This is a genomic window from Vibrio sp. TRT 29B02 (assembly GCF_050113655.1).
In the GTDB taxonomy this organism is placed as follows: Bacteria; Pseudomonadota; Gammaproteobacteria; order Enterobacterales; family Vibrionaceae; genus Vibrio.
This window is the reverse complement of record NZ_JBNJOJ010000052.1, coordinates 1-19,082: the sequence shown is the minus strand read 5'-3', so window position 1 is coordinate 19,082 and position 19,082 is coordinate 1. Positions and strand designations below refer to the sequence as shown.

Genomic DNA, 19,082 nt, shown 5'->3' with positions numbered 1-19,082 from the left:
GTGATACCGCGCTCACGCTCTTCTGGAGCGTTATCGATAGATGCGAAGTCTTTCGCTTCACCGCCGTACACTTTAGCTAGAGTAGTACAGATAGCAGCAGTTAGAGTTGTTTTACCGTGGTCAACGTGACCGATAGTACCAACGTTAACGTGCGGTTTAGTACGTTCAAATTTTTCTTTAGACACGATCGTGTTCCTTCCTAGTTATGATTCGCCACGATCCGAATTGATCGAGACGCGCCAGAAATTGCTATTTTATGCGCCAACGCCAGTCAGCGCAATATTTGGACGCATTGATCTTCAAAAAAAGCTGGACTTTTTTTTCAGTTCAAGACGATTTATTAGTAACCACGGTCTGCAATGATTTTCTCTGCAAAGTTTTTCGGTACTTCAGCGTACTCGTAAAACTCCATAGAGTAAGACGCACGGCCTTGAGTTGCAGAGCGTAGGTCTGTTGCGTAGCCAAACATCTCAGATAGAGGCACTTGAGCACGGATGATCTTAATACCCGCCACGCCCTCGTCCATACCTGCGATCATGCCACGGCGACGGTTAAGATCACCTACAACATCGCCCATCCAGTCTTCTGGAGTGGTTACTTCAACATTCATCATTGGCTCAAGAAGAACTGGTTGCGCTTCTAGTGCACCTTTCTTGAATGCCATCGAGCCGGCGATCTTAAACGCCATCTCGTTAGAGTCAACATCGTGGTAAGAACCATCGAATAGTGTTGCTTTAATATCTAGCACTGGGTAACCCGCTAGAACACCACTGTTCATTTGCTCTTCGATACCTTTCGATACCGAGCTGATGTATTCCTTAGGAACAACACCACCCACAATTTCGTCAACAAAGACAAAACCTTCGCCAGGTTCAGATGGCTCCAGTTTGATCCATACGTGACCGTACTGACCACGACCACCAGATTGACGTACAAATTTACCTTCAACTTCCGCACTACCACGGATAGTCTCACGGTAAGCAACCTGAGGTTTACCTACATTACAGTCAACGCTGAATTCACGTTTCATACGGTCAACGATGATATCTAAGTGAAGCTCACCCATACCAGAAATCAAAGTTTGACCTGTTTCGTCATCCGTTTCGACGCGGAATGACGGGTCTTCTGCTGCTAGTTTACCTAGAGCAATGCCCATTTTTTCTTGATCTGCTACAGAGCGTGGCTCAACAGCGATCTGAATAACTGGCTCAGGGAACTCCATACGCTCTAGAATAACCTTGTGGTTAATATCACACAGCGTATCACCTGTTGTAACGTCTTTAAGACCGATTGCGGCAGCAATGTCACCCGCGCGAACTTCTTTAATTTCGTCACGCTTGTTTGAGTGCATCTGTACAATACGACCAAAACGTTCTTTCTTTTGCTTAACAGAGTTGTAAACCGCATCACCTGAGTTCACGACACCAGAGTAAACACGCATAAAGGTTAGCGTACCAACAAATGGATCTGTCGCAATTTTAAATGCCAGTGCTGCAAACGGTTCGTTGTCGTCTGCATGACGCTCAACTTCATTGTCGTTTTCGTCAACACCTTTGATTGCTGGAACATCTACCGGAGAAGGTAAGTACTCAACAACCGCGTCTAGTACTGCTTGAACACCTTTGTTTTTGAACGCACTACCACAAGTGGCAAGAACGATTTCGTTGTTCAGTGTACGAGTACGTAGAGCTTGTTTGATTTCAGCTTCAGTCAGTTCGCCTTCTTCAAGGTACTTATCCATCAGCTCTTCAGACGCTTCAGCAGCCGACTCAACAAGGTTGTTGCGCCACTCTTCTGCCATTTCTAGCATGTCTGCTGGGATCTCTTCGTAAGTGAAGGTTGTACCTTGATCTTCTTCGTTCCAGTTGATCATCTTCATCTTGATCAGGTCGATAACACCTGTGAAGTTCTCTTCCGAACCAACGTTAAGCTGGATTGGAACAGGGTTCGCACCAAGACGGTTTTTGATTTGATCAATAACACGTAAGAAGTCAGCACCTGCACGGTCCATCTTGTTAACAAATACCATACGTGGAACGTGGTACTTGTCAGCTTGACGCCATACAGTTTCAGATTGAGGTTCAACACCAGATGAACCACAGAACACAACAACAGCACCATCAAGTACGCGTAATGAACGCTCTACTTCGATAGTGAAATCTACGTGTCCAGGAGTATCGATAATGTTGATGCGGTGGTCTTGGAATTGCGCTTCCATACCACGCCAGAAAGTTGTAGTCGCAGCTGAGGTAATTGTGATACCACGCTCTTGCTCCTGCTCCATCCAGTCCATGGTAGCAGCGCCATCGTGCACTTCACCGATTTTATGAGAAAGACCTGTGTAGAACAGAATACGTTCACTTGTGGTTGTTTTACCTGCGTCTACGTGAGCGACGATACCAATATTACGGTAGCGCTCGATAGGTGTTTTACGAGCCACGATTGAATCCTCTTGAATTAGGGACTATTGCTATCTCTAGTTAATTTAGCCTGTTTTTGGTGCTTTTTGCTTGCCCTAGATATAGCAATAGTTCCTAAGCTTGCGCATAGGAACTAGAGTAGAGCCGCGGGGAGTCCCGCGGCGCTGAAAGGTATTACCAACGGTAATGTGCGAACGCTTTGTTTGCGTCAGCCATGCGGTGAACGTCTTCACGTTTCTTAACCGCAGTACCTTTGTTCTCAGACGCGTCTAGCATTTCAGCAGCTAGGCGTTGAGCCATAGATTTTTCACCACGCTTACGCGCAGCTTCAACCAACCAACGCATAGCAAGTGCGTTACGGCGAACCGGACGTACTTCTACAGGTACTTGGTAAGTTGAACCACCTACACGGCGAGATTTAACTTCTACCGCTGGGCGAACATTTTCAAGAGCTTCTTCAAATACAGCTAAGTGATCTTTACCAGATTTCTCAGCCATAGTGTCTAGTGCAGTGTAAACAATTTTCTCTGCAGTAGATTTTTTACCGTCAACCATTAGGATGTTAACGAATTTTGCCAGCAGTTCAGATTTGAACTTTGGATCTGGAAGGATCTTACGCTGACCAATGACGCGACGACGTGGCATGGATTTTCTCCGTTGTCTTCTTCAGGTTTTATCCAAAACTTTTCAGTTTTTTCAAAAAATTAAAAATAATTTAGTGTTTGGCCTTACTTAACGGATTCCATTAAGACTTAGGACGCTTCACACCGTACTTAGAACGACCTTGTTTACGGTCATTTACGCCAGCACAGTCTAGTGCGCCGCGAACAGTGTGGTAACGCACACCTGGAAGGTCTTTAACACGACCACCACGGATTAGAACAACTGAGTGCTCTTGAAGGTTGTGGCCTTCACCGCCGATGTACGAAGTTACTTCGAAACCATTTGTCAGACGTACACGACAAACTTTACGAAGTGCTGAGTTAGGTTTTTTAGGTGTAGTAGTGTAAACACGAGTACATACACCACGTTTTTGTGGGCACGCTTCTAGTGCAGGCACGTTGCTTTTAACAACTTGCTTTGCACGAGGCTTACGTACCAACTGGTTAATAGTTGCCATTAACTAGCTCCTGATTTACTTGAAAGTAAGCTTTGTGAAAAATCTATCCCTAACCACTAGTGGTAGTTAGGGACGCAAAATTCTATTCAGCAGTGAGAGGTGTGTCAAGAAATATACGGATCTTTTTTGCTCAACTTCTACCTACGATGTGTAAAAGCACAGCGACACTTTTGACTGAGAATGATTTGGTTATTGCCAAGTTATCGAATTAGTGGACTCAACGGTCAAATTGACGAACCCGCTATAGTCAACCAAGAGTACCGATGGGCTGATACGGTTGGTGATTCCACGCGCATCAACGTCCGCTTTTAATACAGCGATATTCAACCCTTGAATAAGAGGATAGGTTTTGTGCTGTGGATTGGCACTGTATACGGCATCTTCGATTAGCAGTAGCTGGTCACCTTGGGTATAGACCTTTACTGCCTCTTCAATTGCCTGAATGGTTTTAACGATATGGAGCATGTAATACCACTACCTAAAATGTCAGGATCTTACCGGCTTGGTGAAGCTGGGCAGCGAGCTCACTTTGCGATAGCTTTTGAGCATCCAAGACGAGATCTGCTTGAAGCAATCCACGCTCGGCCAATGACGACTCACACACATAAACTTGCTCTATGTCGTAGAGGTCAAACAGCTTTAGCATAGGTGCGTAGTCCTTGCTAAGAATATCGCTCGTCTGCTGTCCTTGAAGTAGCTGATAAACCCCATCACCACTGAAAATAACACTGATGTCTTCGCAATACGCTGACGCAGCAAGTAACGCATCAACGCCTTCGCGACCAGCGGAGCTACCGTGAGGCGCACTACGAAATAAATAAGTTAACTGACTCAAAACTGCACTACTCTATCTTGAACTAACATGGCTTCTGCCAAGCTACCTAACCCTGCCTGCTGGAAACCTTGCGCTAAGTTACTTTGAGATAAGCCATGCTGATTCGCTTCATCCTGACTCACTACTCCACGCCGCAACGCAGCCGCAACGCAGGTTTCGAGGCGCACGCTATGCTGATTCGCTAGACTCTGCCATGCTTTGACTAAGTCAAACTCATCATTGGCAGGCACGGTTAACGCACTGCCGTTATTTACGCCATCTTGATAGAAGAATACGCTAACCAGAGTGTGTCCCTGTTCGATAACGGCTTGAGCAAATTGATAAGCACTACGCGCTGATTGGCTACCGTAGACGGAACCATTAACCACCAGCGTATAAGTCAAGCGGTTCACCTTTCTTCATCCTCAGTCTTACGCTGACGAATGTATAGGTAAACCGTATGCTTAGATATATTGAGACGATCAGCAACTCGGTTGATTGCATCTTTAATGTCAAAAATACCTTTGTCGTATAGTTCCATCACTATCTGACGATTTTTGGTGTTGTTCGAAACCGACTTATCCGCATTGATTTCTTCAATAGTACGCTCAACAGTTTGGTCGACCAGCTCTTCAACATCACTAGCAAAGTTCACCGATGACGCAGCTTGTTTCGCTTCTTCCGTTGGCATGAATGATTGAAGAACCTGAGAGAAAGGCGCGTCAAGGTTAACGTTGACACACAAAAGACCAATTACTCGATTCTCACCATTGCGAATAGCCACTGTGATTGACTTCATCAATACTCCACCCTTAGCTCGTGTGAAGTAAGAACGAGAGAAGTTGCGCTCAGAACCTTCTATATCTCGAAGCATTTTAAGCGCTAAGTCTGTAATCGGTGAACCCACTTGACGACCAGTGTTTTCACCGTTGGCAATCTTGATCGCGGATGTATTTAAATCTTCAAGTGAGTGAAGAACAATTTCACAAAACGGGCCAATCAGGCTCGCAATTCCATCAACAACAGCTTCGTATGATCTGAGAATGATCTTATCGTGCTCACTAAATGGCATCACATTCACAGATTCCATTTCGAGCAACATATCCGTGTTTACTGTTTCTGTAGTTGTCACTTTTTTAAGCCTTAGAGCGATAAATCAACAAATTGATGTAAGTTTATCAGAAATTTTGATGAGAGCCTCTAGCTAAGCGGCTATCTAGTGATTTAGAACAAAAAAATTACCATCTCTGTTTATCAAAACGTTAAAAAAAAGAAAGGTCTGACATAAGTCAGACCTTTCGATTGGCATGCACTCAATGACTATTGAGCCGCCTCTTCGCCGTTATCTACTTTGAGTAGCTCAACTTCAAATACTAGCGTCGAGTTTGCAGGAATCGTCGGCGTGTCTTGCTCACCGTAAGCTAATTCTGGCGGAATAACGAACTTAAATTTAGAGCCGACAGACATCAACTGAACACCTTCAGTCCAACCAGGAATGACGCGGTTAAGTGGGAAAGTTGCAGGTTCGCCACGATCATAAGAACTGTCGAACTGAGTTCCATCGATAAGGGTACCCTTGTAATGAACCTGAACGGTATCTGTATCAGCCGGTTTCTCGCCTTCTGCAGGAGTCAACACTTGGTATAGCAGACCCGATTCAGTCTTCACTACACCGTCTTGCTTTTCAAACTCTGCACGGAATGCGTCACCATCTTGCTTAGCTGCCGCTGCTTTTTCTGCCGCTTGCTTTTGCATTGTTTCAGCAACACGCTTATCTAAAGCTTCTAACGCTGCACGTGTTTCTTCTTCATTTAGCTCAGGGTTACCAGCAAATACGTGCTCAATACCTTTAAGCACAAGCTCCTTATTCAGCGTAATGCCGATTTCGCTTGGCTTGTCTAGGCTCGTGCTCAAGTAGTTAGCAAAAGAAACGCCGATAGCGTAAGCAGCTTTGTCATCTTCTGTTTTGAAGTGAACAAGTTTGCCCGTCTCAGCTTGCACTTGCTCAACCGCTGGTGCTGCTTCTGTTTTTGGTTCTTCTTCTTTCTGACAGCCAGCAGCTAACGCAACCGTTGCGGCAAGCAGTGACACTTTAAAAATTGATTTCATTAATTTCTCCAATAATGGCTAACCATTTGTCTTTGCGCACAAATATGGAATTTCCACTGGTGTGCACGAACATGTTGTACCAATATAACCAATATATGTCGTATTTAAACCTACACTAGGTGAAGAATGGTACCAAATGCGTATTATTTTTAACTCACTACTCATCACCATTGTCATTTCAGCGTTAAATGGCTGCTTTTTCTCCAGCCAAGACGCTCAACGATGGACAATTGAGCCTAAAGGAACAACCAGTTTTGCGCTAAGTCGAGACGCACGCTTTGCATTGCTCTATTCCAAGGAGCATCAACTGGTGCTTTGGGATCTTAGCGAAAGTCAACAGCTTGCCTCATTAGGTCCACAAGACCCTCAATCAAGTACCGTTTCTCGAATCAGAATATCAGACAACGGCCGCTTTGCCGTTACCGCAACACAAATTAACTTTGCAGTTTGGGACTTAGCATGGACTCAAGCGCAAGGCTTATGGTCTATCTCAGATGGACTCATTAGGGATATCGACATCGCCAGCAATGGTGATCAAGTGCTGCTTGGTCTATCAAATGGCAAAGCCATCTACGTCAACTTAGTCACCGGACGGCGATTAGAGTTCCTTGCTCATAATGAAAAAGTCAATTCGGTCGCTTTGTCGCCAAATGGACGTTTCGCATTGTCTGGGGGAAATGATTACAAAGCCTACCTTTGGGATACCCAGACTGGACAAATACTCAAAACATTTGAGCATGAACAGCGAATCAACCGTGTTGCTTTGCATAGAGATGGTCATTATGCATTTACTTCTGATGGCGGCAATCAGGCGATTGTATGGGATCTCAGCACAGGAAAGGCGCTCTCTTCTCTAAGTAGCTTCTCCCGACAACTTATCTTTTCTTCTGCTCGATTTTCCGATGATGGTCAGTATCTTGTGACCGGAACGCCTTCGAGTAGAATCATGATATGGAGTACACAAAGTGGCAAACGGGTCGATGGATTTGAAGCGGAACCACTAAAAGATACTCGCCCTCCCCGCGCAGTGGTGTATGATGCTGCCTTTGACAGCCAGAACCGTGTTATTTCGGGAACCTCGGCTGGTATTGCCCAAGCTTGGAATGTGGATTATTAGTGATGACAGAGCAGCGAGTTGAACAGCTAGAAAGCCGCGTCAACGACTTAGAGTGTCAGTTGGCGTTTCAAGAACAAACGATCGAAGAACTTAACGATGCCTTGAGTCAGCAACAATTGCTGATAACCAAGATGCAAGATCAAATGAAGTATGTGGTAGGAAAAGTGAAGAATATCGATTCTTCAAATCTTGCCGATCCTTCACAAGAGACGCCACCACCTCATTATTGAGAAAAGACGTAGGCGATCACGGCTCCAGCAACCACTAAACAGCCCCCAATTCTACGCAATTGATGATCGGGTTGTTCACTCAATTGAGCGACCATGTTTCGCCATCCTTTTGGTGCGAATAACGGGCCTAAGCCTTCGACAATCAAGACTAAACCAAAAGCTAACCAGAGTGCATTCGACATCATTGTCCTCATGAAAAAATAAAGGCTCCGTATATCGGAGCCTTTTTGTTACTTAATGAATCTTACTTTGACGGTGCGCCAGCAGCATTATTCATGTATTGGAAGAATTCACTCTTAGGATCCAATACCAGAATATCACTCTTCTCACTGAACGATTTCTCATAAGCCTTCAGTGAGCGTAAGAAGCTGTAGAACTCAGGATCTTTATTGTACGCACTAGAGTAAATTTTCGCGGCTTTCGCATCGGCTTCACCGCGTGTAACACGCGCTGTTTTATCGGCTTCAGCAAGAACGGTTGCGACTTCTAGCTCAGCCTGAGCGCGGATAACCTCCGCACGCTCACGACCTTGAGAACGGTGCTTACGAGCAACCGACTCACGTTCTGCACGCATACGTTTGTAGATTGAATCACTGATGTTGTCAGGTAGGTTGATTTTCTTCATACGGAAATCAACAATCTCAACACCAAGGTCAGTCAGTGCACTATCACGAGTACCTTCCAGTACATTGGCCATGATCTTGTCGCGCTCACCATCAATCTCTAACGCTTCTTTTGCAGCTTCAGTCGTCACTTCTTCGCTATCAGCACTGTCTGGTAACACGTCGTTATTACGTGGACCCGATACAATTTGCTTGATTTCGCGAGCACCAATCTCAGAACGAAGTACGTCTGTTACTTTACGCTCTAAAAGTGCTTCAGCAGTCAATACGTTACCGCCACCCGTTGTTAGATAAAAACGACCGAAATCTTCAATACGCCACTTCACGTAGGTATCAATGATAACGTCTTTTTTCTCTGACGTTACGAAGCGATCTGAACGACCATCCATTGTTTGGATACGAGCGTCTAACGTTTTAACACGGTCAAACAGTGGCATCTTAAAATGGAGGCCAGGCTCGTAAATTTTCGATACGCCGTTGTCATCTAAAACACGACCAAATCGAATAACCAAACCACGTTCACCCTCTTGAATCACAAATACTGACATCAGTAGTAGAGCAATTGTTACAACTAATACAGGGATCATTAACTTACGCATTCTTAATATCTCCCTTGACGTGAACCAGTTGAACGAGATTGAGAGTCTGAAGTGCTATCGGATTGCTGAGATTCAAGCTCAATCTGGTCATAAGCTGAAGTTTCCTTCACCTTACGGTTGGTTTGAGTTTGAGCTTCACCTGCTAACTTATCGATCGGCAAGTACAGTAAGTTACCGCTTGATTCAGAATCAATCAGAACCTTAGAAGTACTGCTGTAAACTTCTTCCATTGTATCTAGATACAGACGGTTACGAGTAACTTCTGGTGCTGCTTGGTATTCAGGTAGCAGTTTCTCAAACTGAGCAACCTGACCTAGCGCTTCGTTAACAACACGCTCAGAGTAACCTAGTGCCTCTTTCTTCAAACGTTCTGCACGACCCGTCGCTTTCGGCAAGATATCGTTGCGGTAAGCTTCTGCTTCACGTTCAAAACGCTCTTCATCTTCTCGAGCCGCAATTGCATCATCAAAAGCGTCTTTTACTTGCTCTGGCGGACGAGCTGACTGGAAGTTGACGTCAACTAGAACCACACCCATATCGTAGCTATCGATAATCGAATTCAACGTTTCCTGTGTGCTTTGACGAATCTGCTGACGACCACTTGTCAGGATACTATCCATCAATGCGTCACCAACAACCGCACGTAGAGCAGAATCTGTAGCTTGGCGTAAGCTATCATCTGCGTTTGTCACGCGGTATAGATACTTGTATGGGTCAGCTACACGGTACTGAACGTCCATTGCAACCGTCACAACGTTTTCATCTTTGGTCAGCATTAGACCAGATGAACGTAATGAACGAATTGCCTGTACGTTGACCGCTTCATACTCATCAATAAAGCGAGGGCGCCAGTTCAAGCCTGGATCGACCACACGGTCATACTTACCTAGACGTAGCACAACACCACGCTCAGCTTCACCAATGGTGTAAAAGCCAGCAAAGAACCAAATTGCTATCGCAATGATAGCAATGACACCAAAACCTAGTGCACCGCCGCCACCGATAGACGAACCTTTACCACCTTTACCACCAAACTTTCCACCCAGTTTCTGACTCAGTTTATTAAATACTTCGTCTAAGTCTGGCGGTCCTTGATCACGGCCACCTTTGTTACCACGATTATTATTCCCCCAAGGGTCATTATCGCGGCCATTGTTGCCGTTATTATTACCAGGCTCATTCCACGCCATTAGAAAGCTCCATCATTAGATATGACGTTATACTGTAGCAGTCATTTAAGTAACTATAAAGTCACGTAAAACTGCCCCTTCTCTTTTTTCAAGTCTAGACCAATCCACCTGTTGCATGCGAACATCAATCAACAAGTCACCATCCTGATCATATTCTTCTCGTTGAATACATTTCATTTGGAAGAATGTACTACGAATTCGCCCTTGGTGTTGTGGCGGAATTCGCAATTGATATTGAACCATCTGGCTAGCAAGACGCTCTTTCAACGCCTCAAACAGCAGTTCAATACCGATGCCTTCCATTGCCGAAACCCAAACGGCGCGAGGTACACCCTCTTCATCACGTTCGATTCTTGGTTTCTGGTCTTCGAGATTATCAATTTTGTTCATCACCAGAAGAGATGGCACCTCATGGGCATCAATTTCTTCTAACACTATATGAACAGCTTGAATATTCTCACGAAAACGGTCATCGCTGGCATCAACAACATGTAACAAAATGTCAGCTTCTTGAGTTTCTTGCAGTGTTGCTTTAAAGGCAGCAACAAGATCATGCGGAAGATGACGAATAAAACCTACGGTATCCGCCAAAATCGCTGGACCAACATCATTTAACTCAATTTTACGTAACGTGGGGTCAAGTGTGGCAAATAACTGATCTGCCGCGTAAACACCCGCTGAGGTAATTCGGTTAAATAAAGTAGATTTACCTGCGTTGGTATACCCCACCAAAGAGACAGTCGGGATTTCCGCTCGATTTCTAGCTCGGCGACCTTGCTCACGTTGCTTCGCCACTTTTTCTAAACGGCGAAGTATGGTCTTAATACGAACACGCAATAAACGTCGGTCAGTTTCTAACTGAGTTTCACCTGGTCCACGTAAACCAATACCACCTTTTTGTCTTTCAAGGTGTGTCCAACCACGAATCAATCGAGTAGAGATATGGCGTAGCTGTGCAAGTTCAACTTGAAGCTTACCTTCGTGGGTGCGGGCACGTTGAGCAAAAATATCTAGGATCAAACCAGTGCGATCCAAAACTCGACATTTACACAACGCTTCTAGGTTACGTTCTTGGGCAGGAGAGAGGGCGTGATTAAAAATCACAATATCAGCATCAGAAAGCTGCACCGCTTGTGCAATCTCCTGAGCCTTACCCTCTCCGACATAGTATTTAGGGTGTGGTGACTGACGACTGCCTGTTACAACTTGTAACGCAGATACGCCAGCTGAAGAGACCAGCATCTCAAACTCACTGAGATCTTCCCACTCCCCTTCTTGCGTGAAGTTGACATGAACAAGTACGGCTCGCTCACCGGCTTCATAACGGTCAAACAAGCAATCAACTCCTTAAAAACTAATTGGGTAATTCAGAGAATTAATCTTCTGATTTGTCTTGCTGACGATCACCTTGTGGGCGCGGCTCACCACTATGGTGGCTCACTGGACGAGCAGGAACTACCGTAGAAATTGCGTGCTTGTACACCATTTGGTTAACTGTGTTTTTCAGCAAGATAACAAATTGATCAAATGATTCGATCTGACCTTGCAGTTTAATTCCGTTTACAAGGTAGATTGATACAGGAATACGTTCACGACGTAATGCATTTAAGAATGGGTCTTGTAGAGATTGCCCCTTAGCCATTTTTATTTTCCTTATTTTGTAATTTTGTTTTAGTTATTTAGCTAGTGGTGCGCTGCATTAAAATATGCGACCTTTGCTCTGAGCTAAACGAATAAAATAACACCCTGTCGCTACCTGTTATGACGGCTTTAGACCGAAATTTCAAGTAACAGATCCTTTACAGGGTAAATTCACGCAAAAGCGATCACATTATACACAGCTAAAACCTTCAGATGCTATTGCATTTGAAACAGTTTCTAGTGCTTGTTCAATGTTTTCACTATCTAACCAAGTTAAACTATCCCAGCTGCGTAACCAGGTAATCTGTCGCTTGGCCAACTGGCGGGTTGCACATACGCCCTTAAAGATGGCGTCATCTAACGTGCAATTCCCATCCAAATAGTCCCACATCTGTCTGTAACCAACGCAACGAATTGACGGAAGATCAGGATGAAGATCTTGGCGAGCATATAAAGCTCTCATCTCTTCTTCAAACCCTGCTTCAATCATTTTTTCATAGCGAAGCTCTATCCGACGATGGAGTTCAGCCCTTTCCTTGGGAGCTATTGCAAACTGTTTAACTCTAAACGGCAGGCTATCACCTTTGGTTTGAGTCAGCTCAGTTAGAGTTTTACCTGAAATTCGATAAACTTCCAATGCCCTTGATAACCTTTGTGGATCATTCGGGTGGATTCGCTCAGCTGAGACAGGATCAATCTCTCTCAGTTGAGAGTGAAGCTTATCCCAACCTTGAGCCAATGCTTCTTGCTCAATCTGCTGACGGATTTCAGGATTGGCAGCAGGCAGAGGCGATAAACCTTCCAACAACGCTTTGTAGTACAACATAGTGCCGCCCACTAAGAGTGGGATCTTGCCTTGTTCTACAATATCGTTCATTTCGTTTAATGCATCTCGGCGAAAATCCGCCGCTGAATACGATTCACTTGGATCTAAAATATCAATCAAACGATGTGGTGCTTGCTGCTGTTCATTGGCATCCGGTTTTGCCGTGCCAATATCCATACCTTTATAGATCAAAGCTGAATCAACAGAAATGATCTCTACTGGAAATTTTTTTCGCAAACGTATTGCGAGATCAGTCTTGCCTGATGCGGTTGGCCCCATCAAAAACAGAGCCAACGGTAATTCACTGTTATTCATATCTAAAATGCTGCAATCGTTGCAGAAAAATCAACGGGTCTAACAAACGTCTTGTCACCCAATGGAAGCCGATCTTGCCATAGCTGTTCGAGATCAGCGATGATCTGAATGGCTTCCGACAAAGTGTAGTCGCTTTTCACTTGAGTAATGCGATCACTTAACCAACTTGCGATCTGAGGATCGCTGAGCGAATTCGATGTCGCGACATACGAAGCGGCGTAAGATAGCAGATCTGGAACCAGTTGTTGTAAGTTTTGTTGCCTTAATGGTTGAGGTACTCCCATCACCATGAGCGCTTTATTGCTGCGTGTCTTAAGCTCAATTCCAAACTTTTTAAGTACCGAGTCCAGACGCTCTGCCACCTGCAAAAGCTCTGGATCCAACTTTAGCGACAGTGGAACGAGTAAAGGTTGGCTTTTCAACGCACCATGGAGCGTCGACAATTGACCATTAATACGAAGCCATTCCGCTTTTGCTAAGTTCACCAAGCAAGTTCCAGACTTATCTCCCATGACCAGATAACGACCTTGCGCAATAGAGATCGCTTTGCCCAGTGTTTCGACCGTATCACCACTCATTGGTTCAGTATGATTCTGAATTGACGTTTGATTCTGCGTATGTGCTGAGTGGAACTCTGGAGTCTTCAATAACTCTTGATACGCCTTCACTTCTTGCCTGCTAGGCGCGGGCTCACTGTATCGCTCGGTAACTCGAGGTTTTGGCTCCGCTCTGGACTCATGCCACTCATTGCGGGGTGGCGATTCACGTAACGAATCTCGGTGGCTTTGATAGTCCGCCTTGCCAGGATACGAAGGAATAGCTTCAATCGCCTGATACTCTTGTTGCGATACCCCTGTAGCCTCCGACAATTCACTTAGCGATGCAGGAGCTTGTTCAGATTCAGAATGAAATGCGGACGCTGTATGCTGAGGCTTGTCGATGTACGCACTTTGTGCCAGCGCATCACTTAGAGCCTGATAGATAAAATCGTGCACTAAACGAGCTTGATGAAAACGTACTTCATGCTTTGCTGGGTGCACATTGACATCAACTTGATGCGGATCGAGTTCAATAAACAGAACGTAAGTTGCAAACTGATCTGGTCGCAGGCTGGTTTCATAACTCTGACGGATAGCATGATTGATCAACTTGTCTCTCATCATCCGCCCATTTACATAGCAATACTGTAGATCGCTTTGCTGCCTTGCACCTTCAGGGGTGGTTATCCAACCATGCAGTTTCAGTCCTTGATGCTCAAGCTCTATCTTAAGCATATTGCGTACAAAACTATTGCCACAAACTGCCGCTATGCGCTTCTCTGCCTGCGCTTCTGTCTTCGCAGCTCGGTACTGTTTGACCAGTTTACCGTTATGTCTGAGGTTGATCGTAACGTCGAATCGACTTAACGCTATGCGTTTAAGTAACTCATCAATATGCGTAAATTCGGTTTTTTCAGTACGAAGGAATTTACGTCTAGCCGGAGTATTGAAGAAAAGATCCAGCACTTCAACCGAGGTACCAATCGGATGAGCTGCAGGCTGAAGCTTCACTTGCATATCTCGCCCCTCACTGTATGCAGCCCAAGCTTGCTCCTGAGTGGCTGGACGAGAGGTCAGAGTTAGACGTGCGACAGAGCTGATACTAGCCAAAGCCTCACCGCGAAACCCTAGACTGATGATCGCTTCAAGATCGTCAAGGGTATGGATCTTGGAAGTCGCATGTCGACTTAAAGCAAGACCGAGTTCCTCTTTGACAATTCCTTTACCATTATCACGAACACGAATCAGCTTAGCTCCGCCTTTTTCGATATCGATATCGATGCGTGTAGCGCCTGAATCTAAGCTATTTTCAACCAGCTCCTTGACCACGGAAGCTGGTCTTTCTACCACCTCACCAGCTGCTATCTGGTTCGCTAAACGAGCTGGAAGAATTCTAATCGTCATATTGGCTACTTAATCTTTAGTTGCGTGGGATAATGAGTACCTGACCCACCGCGAGTTGATCAGAGCGTAAGTTGTTCGCTTCGCGAAGACTGGCAACACTCACACCATAATTGCTGGCAATCTTACCAAGGAACTCACCACGTTTAACCGTGTGCTTACGCAGTGGCTGATCTTTCAAGCTCACTGTGATCTTGAGTTTTTGACCCAACTTAAGCGTGTCTGATTTGAGACTATTCTCTCGCTTAATCGCATCAACCGACACCTTGTATTTGGTGGCAATTTTACCTAGATACTCACCACGCTGAACAACGTGTGTCAGTGTTTTAGTCTCAATAGGATTCTTAATCTCTGGTACGGTAATCGATGTACTAGCTCCAGGAATCGTCAGGATTTGTCCAATCGCTAAGCTACTGCTCTTGAGCTTATTCGCCTGCATGATCGCCTGAGTTGAGGTGCCATACTTGTTGGCGATAACAGACAATGACTCACCACGAGACACTTTATGCTTGATCGCTTTCCCACGGTTTGCAAACAGAGTGCCTTCCGGCGGATTAGCTTCAAAATACTGGACTATCGCCTTCGCTAAAGCTTGAGCTAACTTATCCTGATGACTGCGTTGAAAGAGGAGTTTTTCTTCTGTTGGGTTAGAAATAAATCCTGTCTCAACCAGTACAGAAGGGATGTCTGGTGATTTTAATACCGCAAGACTCGCATTAACTGGGTCTTTCTTATGTAGATAGATCCCCGAACGGCTCATTTCACTCAGAATCTTAGTGGCTACCTTAAAGCCCTCTTTCTGAGAATGGCTAAATTGCAAATCCAGTAGCGTCTGACTGACATTCTTATCATTATTATTCTTAGCCAGTACTTCACCAGCGCCACCAAGCAGTTGTGACTGTTCCTCATGATTCTCTACCCAACGAGCAATTTCCGAGTTTGCACGGCGTGTATTCAGAACAAAGACTGAGCCACCTCTAGGTTGAGGAGTATGAAATGCATCGGCGTGAATTGACACTAAGAGGTGCGCTTTATTTTTACGTGCAATCTCCGAACGCTTATTCAAATTGACGTAGTAATCCCCCCCACGAGTTAGCACCGCCTTCATACCTGGAACAGCATTGATTTGCGCAGCCACCTTCTTCGAAACGGCTAGAGTCGCGTGTTTCTCATATTTTTTTGTTGGACCAATCGAGCCTGGGTCTTCACCACCGTGACCCGCATCAATAGCAACCACAATGTCGGCCGTGCCATGCAGCTGAGACGCATCTCGGCTGACCGTCGTTTTGCTGTTGGTTGGTGTCGTTGCAGGTGCTGACGCGCCAGAACTGTCATGTGGCATATCAATCACTAAGCGATGACCATACTGCCCACCGGGTGTCGGTGCCAGCTTAAACAACTGGGGATTCACTTTACGCTTTAGTTCAAACACTAAACGGTAGGTGCCTTTTTCTGGAGGGGAGCTTTGGCGTATTTTTTTCAGTACCGGACTATCAGAAATCGTCAGTGGTAGCTTAGTACTCAGCGTGGTCTGCTTGAGGTCCACTACTAACCGCTCAGGGCTGGAAAGGGTAAAGTAACTGAAGTCAGCTTCAGATTTTAAATCTATAACAACTCTTGTTTCATCTGGAGATGGCCAAACGCGAATGCCCTCAAGAGCATTCGCGAAACTAAAACCGGAGAAAAGAGTAAGAGCAACAAAAAATGGAAAAAATACAGCTCTTAATAAACGGCTCTTCAACATAACTCCAACTGTTCTAATAAGTGACTTCCATAGGGATTATTTGCCGTGAGTTGAACGACTCGTGCCTCACCATCGTAACGAAGATCAATATCAAGATCGGCAGCAGGCAACAAACCTTGTCCTTTTTCTGGCCATTCCACAAGACAGATAGCATCAGGGGTGAAATAATCACGGATCCCCATGAACTCAAGTTCTTCAGGATCAGCTAGGCGATAAAGATCAAAATGATAAACTTGCCACTGATCAAGCTGGTAAGGCTCAACCAAGGTATAGGTAGGGCTTTTTACATTCCCCTGATGACCCAGCGCACGCACAAAACCACGACTAAAGGTTGTTTTGCCTGCCCCCAAATCACCATGCAGATAAATAGTGGTTTGCTGAGAACACAACTGTGCCAGTGCGGTACCTAATTGAATCGTGGCCTGTTCATCTGTAAGGGCAAATTGTTTGGTGGTCATCAAGATCAATCTCTACGCTGTGACTATATAAAATCTAAAATAACAGGAATAGTAAACTGGGTTGGATTTGAGAGACAAGAGCTCTTGTGTAAGTAAAACGAAAAATCAGCGATTTCTTGCCGTTTTTCTTTTTTTACCAGCTAGATCCTAAATATAAGATCCGTTAAGATCCTGCCCCCTTAATCAGGAACACACCAGCATGAACTACCAAGCGCTCGCAGACAAGATCAAAAGTTGGGGCCAAGAACTCGGTTTCCAAAAAGTAGGGATCTGCGACGTCGATCTGTCCGAGCATGAAGCGGCGCTACAAAAATGGTTAGATGCTGGTTATCACGGTGAAATGGACTGGATGGCGCGTCACGGCATGATGAGAGCACGCCCAAGCGAACTCTTGCCTGGCACAATTCGTGTTATCTCCGTCAGAATGGACTATCTCCCTCCTGAAGCGCAATTTGCATCAAACTTATCCGATCCAACACAAGCTTATGTCAGTCGTTATGCTCTTGGACGTGACTACCACAAACTTATCCGCAACCAGCTTAAAAAACTAGGCCAAAAAATAGAGCAAGAAGTGGGTCAGTTCGGCTATCGCCCATTCGTTGACTCCGCCCCAATACTCGAAAGGCCCTTGGCGCAAAAAGCCGGATTAGGTTGGACAGGTAAGCATTCCCTCATCCTAGATAAAGATTGTGGCTCATGGTTCTTTCTTGGAGAGTTACTCATCGACTTGCCACTGCCCGTTGATCAACCTAGTACTGAACAATGTGGCAAGTGTCAGTCCTGCATTGCCTCATGCCCGACACAAGCCATTATCGACGACGGCATTGTCGATGCTCGACGCTGCATTTCATATCTCACGATCGAATACGATGGTGTGATTCCGGAAGAATTTCGTCAGGCGATGGGAAATAGAGTTTACGGCTGTGATGACTGTCAATTGGTCTGTCCTTGGAACCGATTCGCTGAAGTCACTCATCAGGAAGACTTTCATCGTAGAGAGGCATTAAAAAAAGCAGACCTAACGGAGCTCTTTCTTTGGGATGAGGCAACCTTTCTCAAAAATATGGAAGGTTCCGCAATCCGCCGTATTGGTCACCTTCAATGGATGCGTAATCTCTCTATCGCAATGGGTAATGCGCCTTATTCGTTAGCAATTGTCGACGCTCTCCAGCAGCGTATCGGCTTGAGCGACGTTTTAGATACGCATATCCACTGGGCATTAGCTCAGCAACAATCGCAACTTCCATCAGCATCCAATAAATTGGCTAGACTAATTCGAATTGTAGAGAAAGGATTGCCTAGAGATGCATAATGCTTGCCGAGCATGACGGTTCAGAACTTGATTTAGCTCTAAAAAATGAAATGTGGAAAAAACCAAGAGAGAATGCTCATTTTCTTACAAGTGAAGAAGTTAATCACATTGTATGGAAATGACTGGGATCAAAAAATAGTGACTTAATGATCTATTTCTCACTTCAGTTAAATCACGGAAATTATCATTTATCACTTTAAAAACAATGAGTTACTAAAGAGATTATCCATTTAATGAATCCTCTTTAATCAAAAAGATCGTTTTAGTCAAGCTTTATACATAGTGAAAAATCAGGTTACCCACCAACTTATCCACATTGGCAAAACTGTGGATAACTCTGTTGACGAATGCGTAGAGACCTAGCCCACATGGTGTTTGCTATAGTGATTCCCTGAGCATAGGTATGCTGAGATTTTTCGTTGAGGCATAAAAACGCCCACCTAGTACTAGGAGGACTTTTTACAATTTTGGGGTTCATGCTTCGCAGCATTAGCTAAAGAGCGGTGACCTTAAAGGTCTATTCAAACGAGCTTGTCATTTGAAGGAGATTTGGAGCGACACACGAGGTTCGAACTCGTGACCTCAACCTTGGCAAGGTTGCGCTCTACCAACTGAGCTAGTGTC

21 protein-coding genes are annotated in these 19,082 nt (G+C 45.0%); 3 read left to right on the top strand and 18 right to left on the bottom strand.

Annotated features, from left to right (window positions below; translation table 11 throughout):
• The 9 genes from ACQEXT_RS20925 to fkpA all read right to left on the bottom strand — a co-directional run.
• A partial coding sequence (locus tag ACQEXT_RS20925) for a GTP-binding protein (RefSeq protein ID WP_232425018.1) occupies positions 1–185 on the bottom strand: 185 nt, incomplete at its 3' end.
• Positions 186–340: 155 nt separating this feature from the next.
• On the bottom strand, positions 341–2,440 hold the full coding sequence (gene fusA, locus ACQEXT_RS20920; protein WP_331427789.1) for an elongation factor G: 2,100 nt from the start codon (positions 2,438–2,440) through the stop codon (positions 341–343).
• A 154-nt stretch (positions 2,441–2,594) separates the two neighbouring features.
• A complete protein-coding gene (rpsG, locus tag ACQEXT_RS20915) occupies positions 2,595–3,065 on the bottom strand; it encodes a 30S ribosomal protein S7 (RefSeq protein WP_045957025.1) in 471 nt (156 codons plus the stop codon).
• 100 nt (positions 3,066–3,165) lie between these two features.
• Positions 3,166–3,540, bottom strand: coding sequence for a 30S ribosomal protein S12 (gene rpsL / locus ACQEXT_RS20910; protein ID WP_004399892.1), 375 nt, complete (start codon positions 3,538–3,540; stop codon positions 3,166–3,168).
• Positions 3,541–3,729: 189 nt separating this feature from the next.
• On the bottom strand, positions 3,730–4,005 hold the full coding sequence (tusB, locus tag ACQEXT_RS20905; RefSeq protein WP_426953396.1) for a sulfurtransferase complex subunit TusB: 276 nt from the start codon (positions 4,003–4,005) through the stop codon (positions 3,730–3,732).
• Between the two features lie 13 nt (positions 4,006–4,018).
• On the bottom strand, positions 4,019–4,375 hold the full coding sequence (gene tusC, locus ACQEXT_RS20900) for a sulfurtransferase complex subunit TusC (protein WP_426953395.1): 357 nt from the start codon (positions 4,373–4,375) through the stop codon (positions 4,019–4,021).
• Positions 4,372–4,767 (bottom strand): sulfurtransferase complex subunit TusD, encoded by a 396-nt coding sequence (gene tusD, locus ACQEXT_RS20895; RefSeq protein ID WP_426953394.1) that lies wholly within the window; start codon positions 4,765–4,767, stop codon positions 4,372–4,374. The genes tusC and tusD overlap by 4 nt, the downstream gene beginning before the upstream one ends.
• Positions 4,764–5,486, bottom strand: a complete 723-nt coding sequence (locus tag ACQEXT_RS20890; RefSeq protein ID WP_138971634.1) for a helix-turn-helix transcriptional regulator — start codon at positions 5,484–5,486, stop codon at positions 4,764–4,766. The genes tusD and ACQEXT_RS20890 overlap by 4 nt, the downstream gene beginning before the upstream one ends.
• 188 nt (positions 5,487–5,674) lie before the next feature.
• Positions 5,675–6,463, bottom strand: coding sequence for an FKBP-type peptidyl-prolyl cis-trans isomerase (gene fkpA / locus ACQEXT_RS20885; protein WP_331418403.1), 789 nt, complete (start codon positions 6,461–6,463; stop codon positions 5,675–5,677).
• Positions 6,464–6,599: 136 nt separating this feature from the next.
• Between fkpA and ACQEXT_RS20880 the strand changes: the two genes are divergently transcribed.
• Positions 6,600–7,580, top strand: a complete 981-nt coding sequence (locus ACQEXT_RS20880; protein ID WP_426953393.1) for a WD40 repeat domain-containing protein — start codon at positions 6,600–6,602, stop codon at positions 7,578–7,580.
• 2 nt (positions 7,581–7,582) lie between these two features.
• The gene (locus ACQEXT_RS20875) at positions 7,583–7,810 is read left to right on the top strand and encodes a SlyX family protein (RefSeq protein ID WP_269378536.1); all 228 of its coding nucleotides are present in this window, start codon (positions 7,583–7,585) and stop codon (positions 7,808–7,810) included.
• Here ACQEXT_RS20875 and ACQEXT_RS20870 read toward each other — a convergent pair.
• From ACQEXT_RS20870 to tsaE, 9 genes are all read right to left on the bottom strand, one after another.
• Positions 7,804–7,992, bottom strand: a complete 189-nt coding sequence (locus ACQEXT_RS20870) for a DUF2065 domain-containing protein (protein WP_138971639.1) — start codon at positions 7,990–7,992, stop codon at positions 7,804–7,806. The two genes, ACQEXT_RS20875 and ACQEXT_RS20870, sit on opposite strands and share 7 nt — an antisense overlap.
• Positions 7,993–8,054: 62 nt before the next feature.
• On the bottom strand, positions 8,055–9,032 hold the full coding sequence (gene hflC / locus ACQEXT_RS20865) for a protease modulator HflC (protein WP_331418401.1): 978 nt from the start codon (positions 9,030–9,032) through the stop codon (positions 8,055–8,057).
• A 2-nt stretch (positions 9,033–9,034) separates the two neighbouring features.
• Positions 9,035–10,222: an FtsH protease activity modulator HflK gene (gene hflK / locus ACQEXT_RS20860; RefSeq protein WP_269378534.1), complete on the bottom strand. Its 1,188-nt coding sequence runs from the start codon at positions 10,220–10,222 to the stop codon at positions 9,035–9,037.
• A 45-nt stretch (positions 10,223–10,267) separates the two neighbouring features.
• On the bottom strand, positions 10,268–11,557 hold the full coding sequence (hflX, locus tag ACQEXT_RS20855; RefSeq protein WP_138971628.1) for a ribosome rescue GTPase HflX: 1,290 nt from the start codon (positions 11,555–11,557) through the stop codon (positions 10,268–10,270).
• A gap of 40 nt (positions 11,558–11,597) precedes the next feature.
• Positions 11,598–11,864: an RNA chaperone Hfq gene (hfq, locus tag ACQEXT_RS20850; RefSeq protein WP_138971627.1), complete on the bottom strand. Its 267-nt coding sequence runs from the start codon at positions 11,862–11,864 to the stop codon at positions 11,598–11,600.
• A gap of 189 nt (positions 11,865–12,053) precedes the next feature.
• On the bottom strand, positions 12,054–13,004 hold the full coding sequence (gene miaA / locus ACQEXT_RS20845) for a tRNA (adenosine(37)-N6)-dimethylallyltransferase MiaA (protein ID WP_426953392.1): 951 nt from the start codon (positions 13,002–13,004) through the stop codon (positions 12,054–12,056).
• A 2-nt stretch (positions 13,005–13,006) separates the two neighbouring features.
• On the bottom strand, positions 13,007–14,947 hold the full coding sequence (mutL, locus tag ACQEXT_RS20840) for a DNA mismatch repair endonuclease MutL (RefSeq protein WP_426953391.1): 1,941 nt from the start codon (positions 14,945–14,947) through the stop codon (positions 13,007–13,009).
• Between the two features lie 16 nt (positions 14,948–14,963).
• Complete coding sequence (locus tag ACQEXT_RS20835) at positions 14,964–16,688, bottom strand: LysM peptidoglycan-binding domain-containing protein (protein ID WP_426953390.1); 1,725 nt, start codon at positions 16,686–16,688, stop codon at positions 14,964–14,966.
• Positions 16,682–17,146, bottom strand: a complete 465-nt coding sequence (tsaE, locus tag ACQEXT_RS20830; RefSeq protein WP_331427794.1) for a tRNA (adenosine(37)-N6)-threonylcarbamoyltransferase complex ATPase subunit type 1 TsaE — start codon at positions 17,144–17,146, stop codon at positions 16,682–16,684. The genes ACQEXT_RS20835 and tsaE overlap by 7 nt, the downstream gene beginning before the upstream one ends.
• 199 nt (positions 17,147–17,345) lie before the next feature.
• On the opposite strand from tsaE, the gene queG reads away from it, so the two are divergent.
• Positions 17,346–18,458, top strand: coding sequence for a tRNA epoxyqueuosine(34) reductase QueG (gene queG, locus ACQEXT_RS20825; protein ID WP_426953388.1), 1,113 nt, complete (start codon positions 17,346–17,348; stop codon positions 18,456–18,458).
• The last annotated feature ends 624 nt before the right edge of the window (positions 18,459–19,082 follow it).

Coding starts and splice junctions, on each gene's coding strand:
- rpsG (WP_045957025.1), bottom strand. CDS start 3,065: ATGCCACGTCGTCGCGTCATTGGTCAGCGTAAGATCCTTCCAGATCCA.
- rpsL (WP_004399892.1), bottom strand. CDS start 3,540: ATGGCAACTATTAACCAGTTGGTACGTAAGCCTCGTGCAAAGCAAGTT.
- tusB (WP_426953396.1), bottom strand. CDS start 4,005: ATGCTCCATATCGTTAAAACCATTCAGGCAATTGAAGAGGCAGTAAAG.
- fkpA (WP_331418403.1), bottom strand. CDS start 6,463: ATGAAATCAATTTTTAAAGTGTCACTGCTTGCCGCAACGGTTGCGTTA.
- ACQEXT_RS20880 (WP_426953393.1), top strand. CDS start 6,600: ATGCGTATTATTTTTAACTCACTACTCATCACCATTGTCATTTCAGCG.
- ACQEXT_RS20875 (WP_269378536.1), top strand. CDS start 7,583: ATGACAGAGCAGCGAGTTGAACAGCTAGAAAGCCGCGTCAACGACTTA.
- ACQEXT_RS20870 (WP_138971639.1), bottom strand. CDS start 7,992: ATGTCGAATGCACTCTGGTTAGCTTTTGGTTTAGTCTTGATTGTCGAA.
- hflC (WP_331418401.1), bottom strand. CDS start 9,032: ATGCGTAAGTTAATGATCCCTGTATTAGTTGTAACAATTGCTCTACTA.
- hflK (WP_269378534.1), bottom strand. CDS start 10,222: ATGGCGTGGAATGAGCCTGGTAATAATAACGGCAACAATGGCCGCGAT.
- hfq (WP_138971627.1), bottom strand. CDS start 11,864: ATGGCTAAGGGGCAATCTCTACAAGACCCATTCTTAAATGCATTACGT.
- miaA (WP_426953392.1), bottom strand. CDS start 13,004: ATGAATAACAGTGAATTACCGTTGGCTCTGTTTTTGATGGGGCCAACC.
- mutL (WP_426953391.1), bottom strand. CDS start 14,947: ATGACGATTAGAATTCTTCCAGCTCGTTTAGCGAACCAGATAGCAGCT.
- ACQEXT_RS20835 (WP_426953390.1), bottom strand. CDS start 16,688: ATGTTGAAGAGCCGTTTATTAAGAGCTGTATTTTTTCCATTTTTTGTT.
- tsaE (WP_331427794.1), bottom strand. CDS start 17,146: ATGACCACCAAACAATTTGCCCTTACAGATGAACAGGCCACGATTCAA.
- queG (WP_426953388.1), top strand. CDS start 17,346: ATGAACTACCAAGCGCTCGCAGACAAGATCAAAAGTTGGGGCCAAGAA.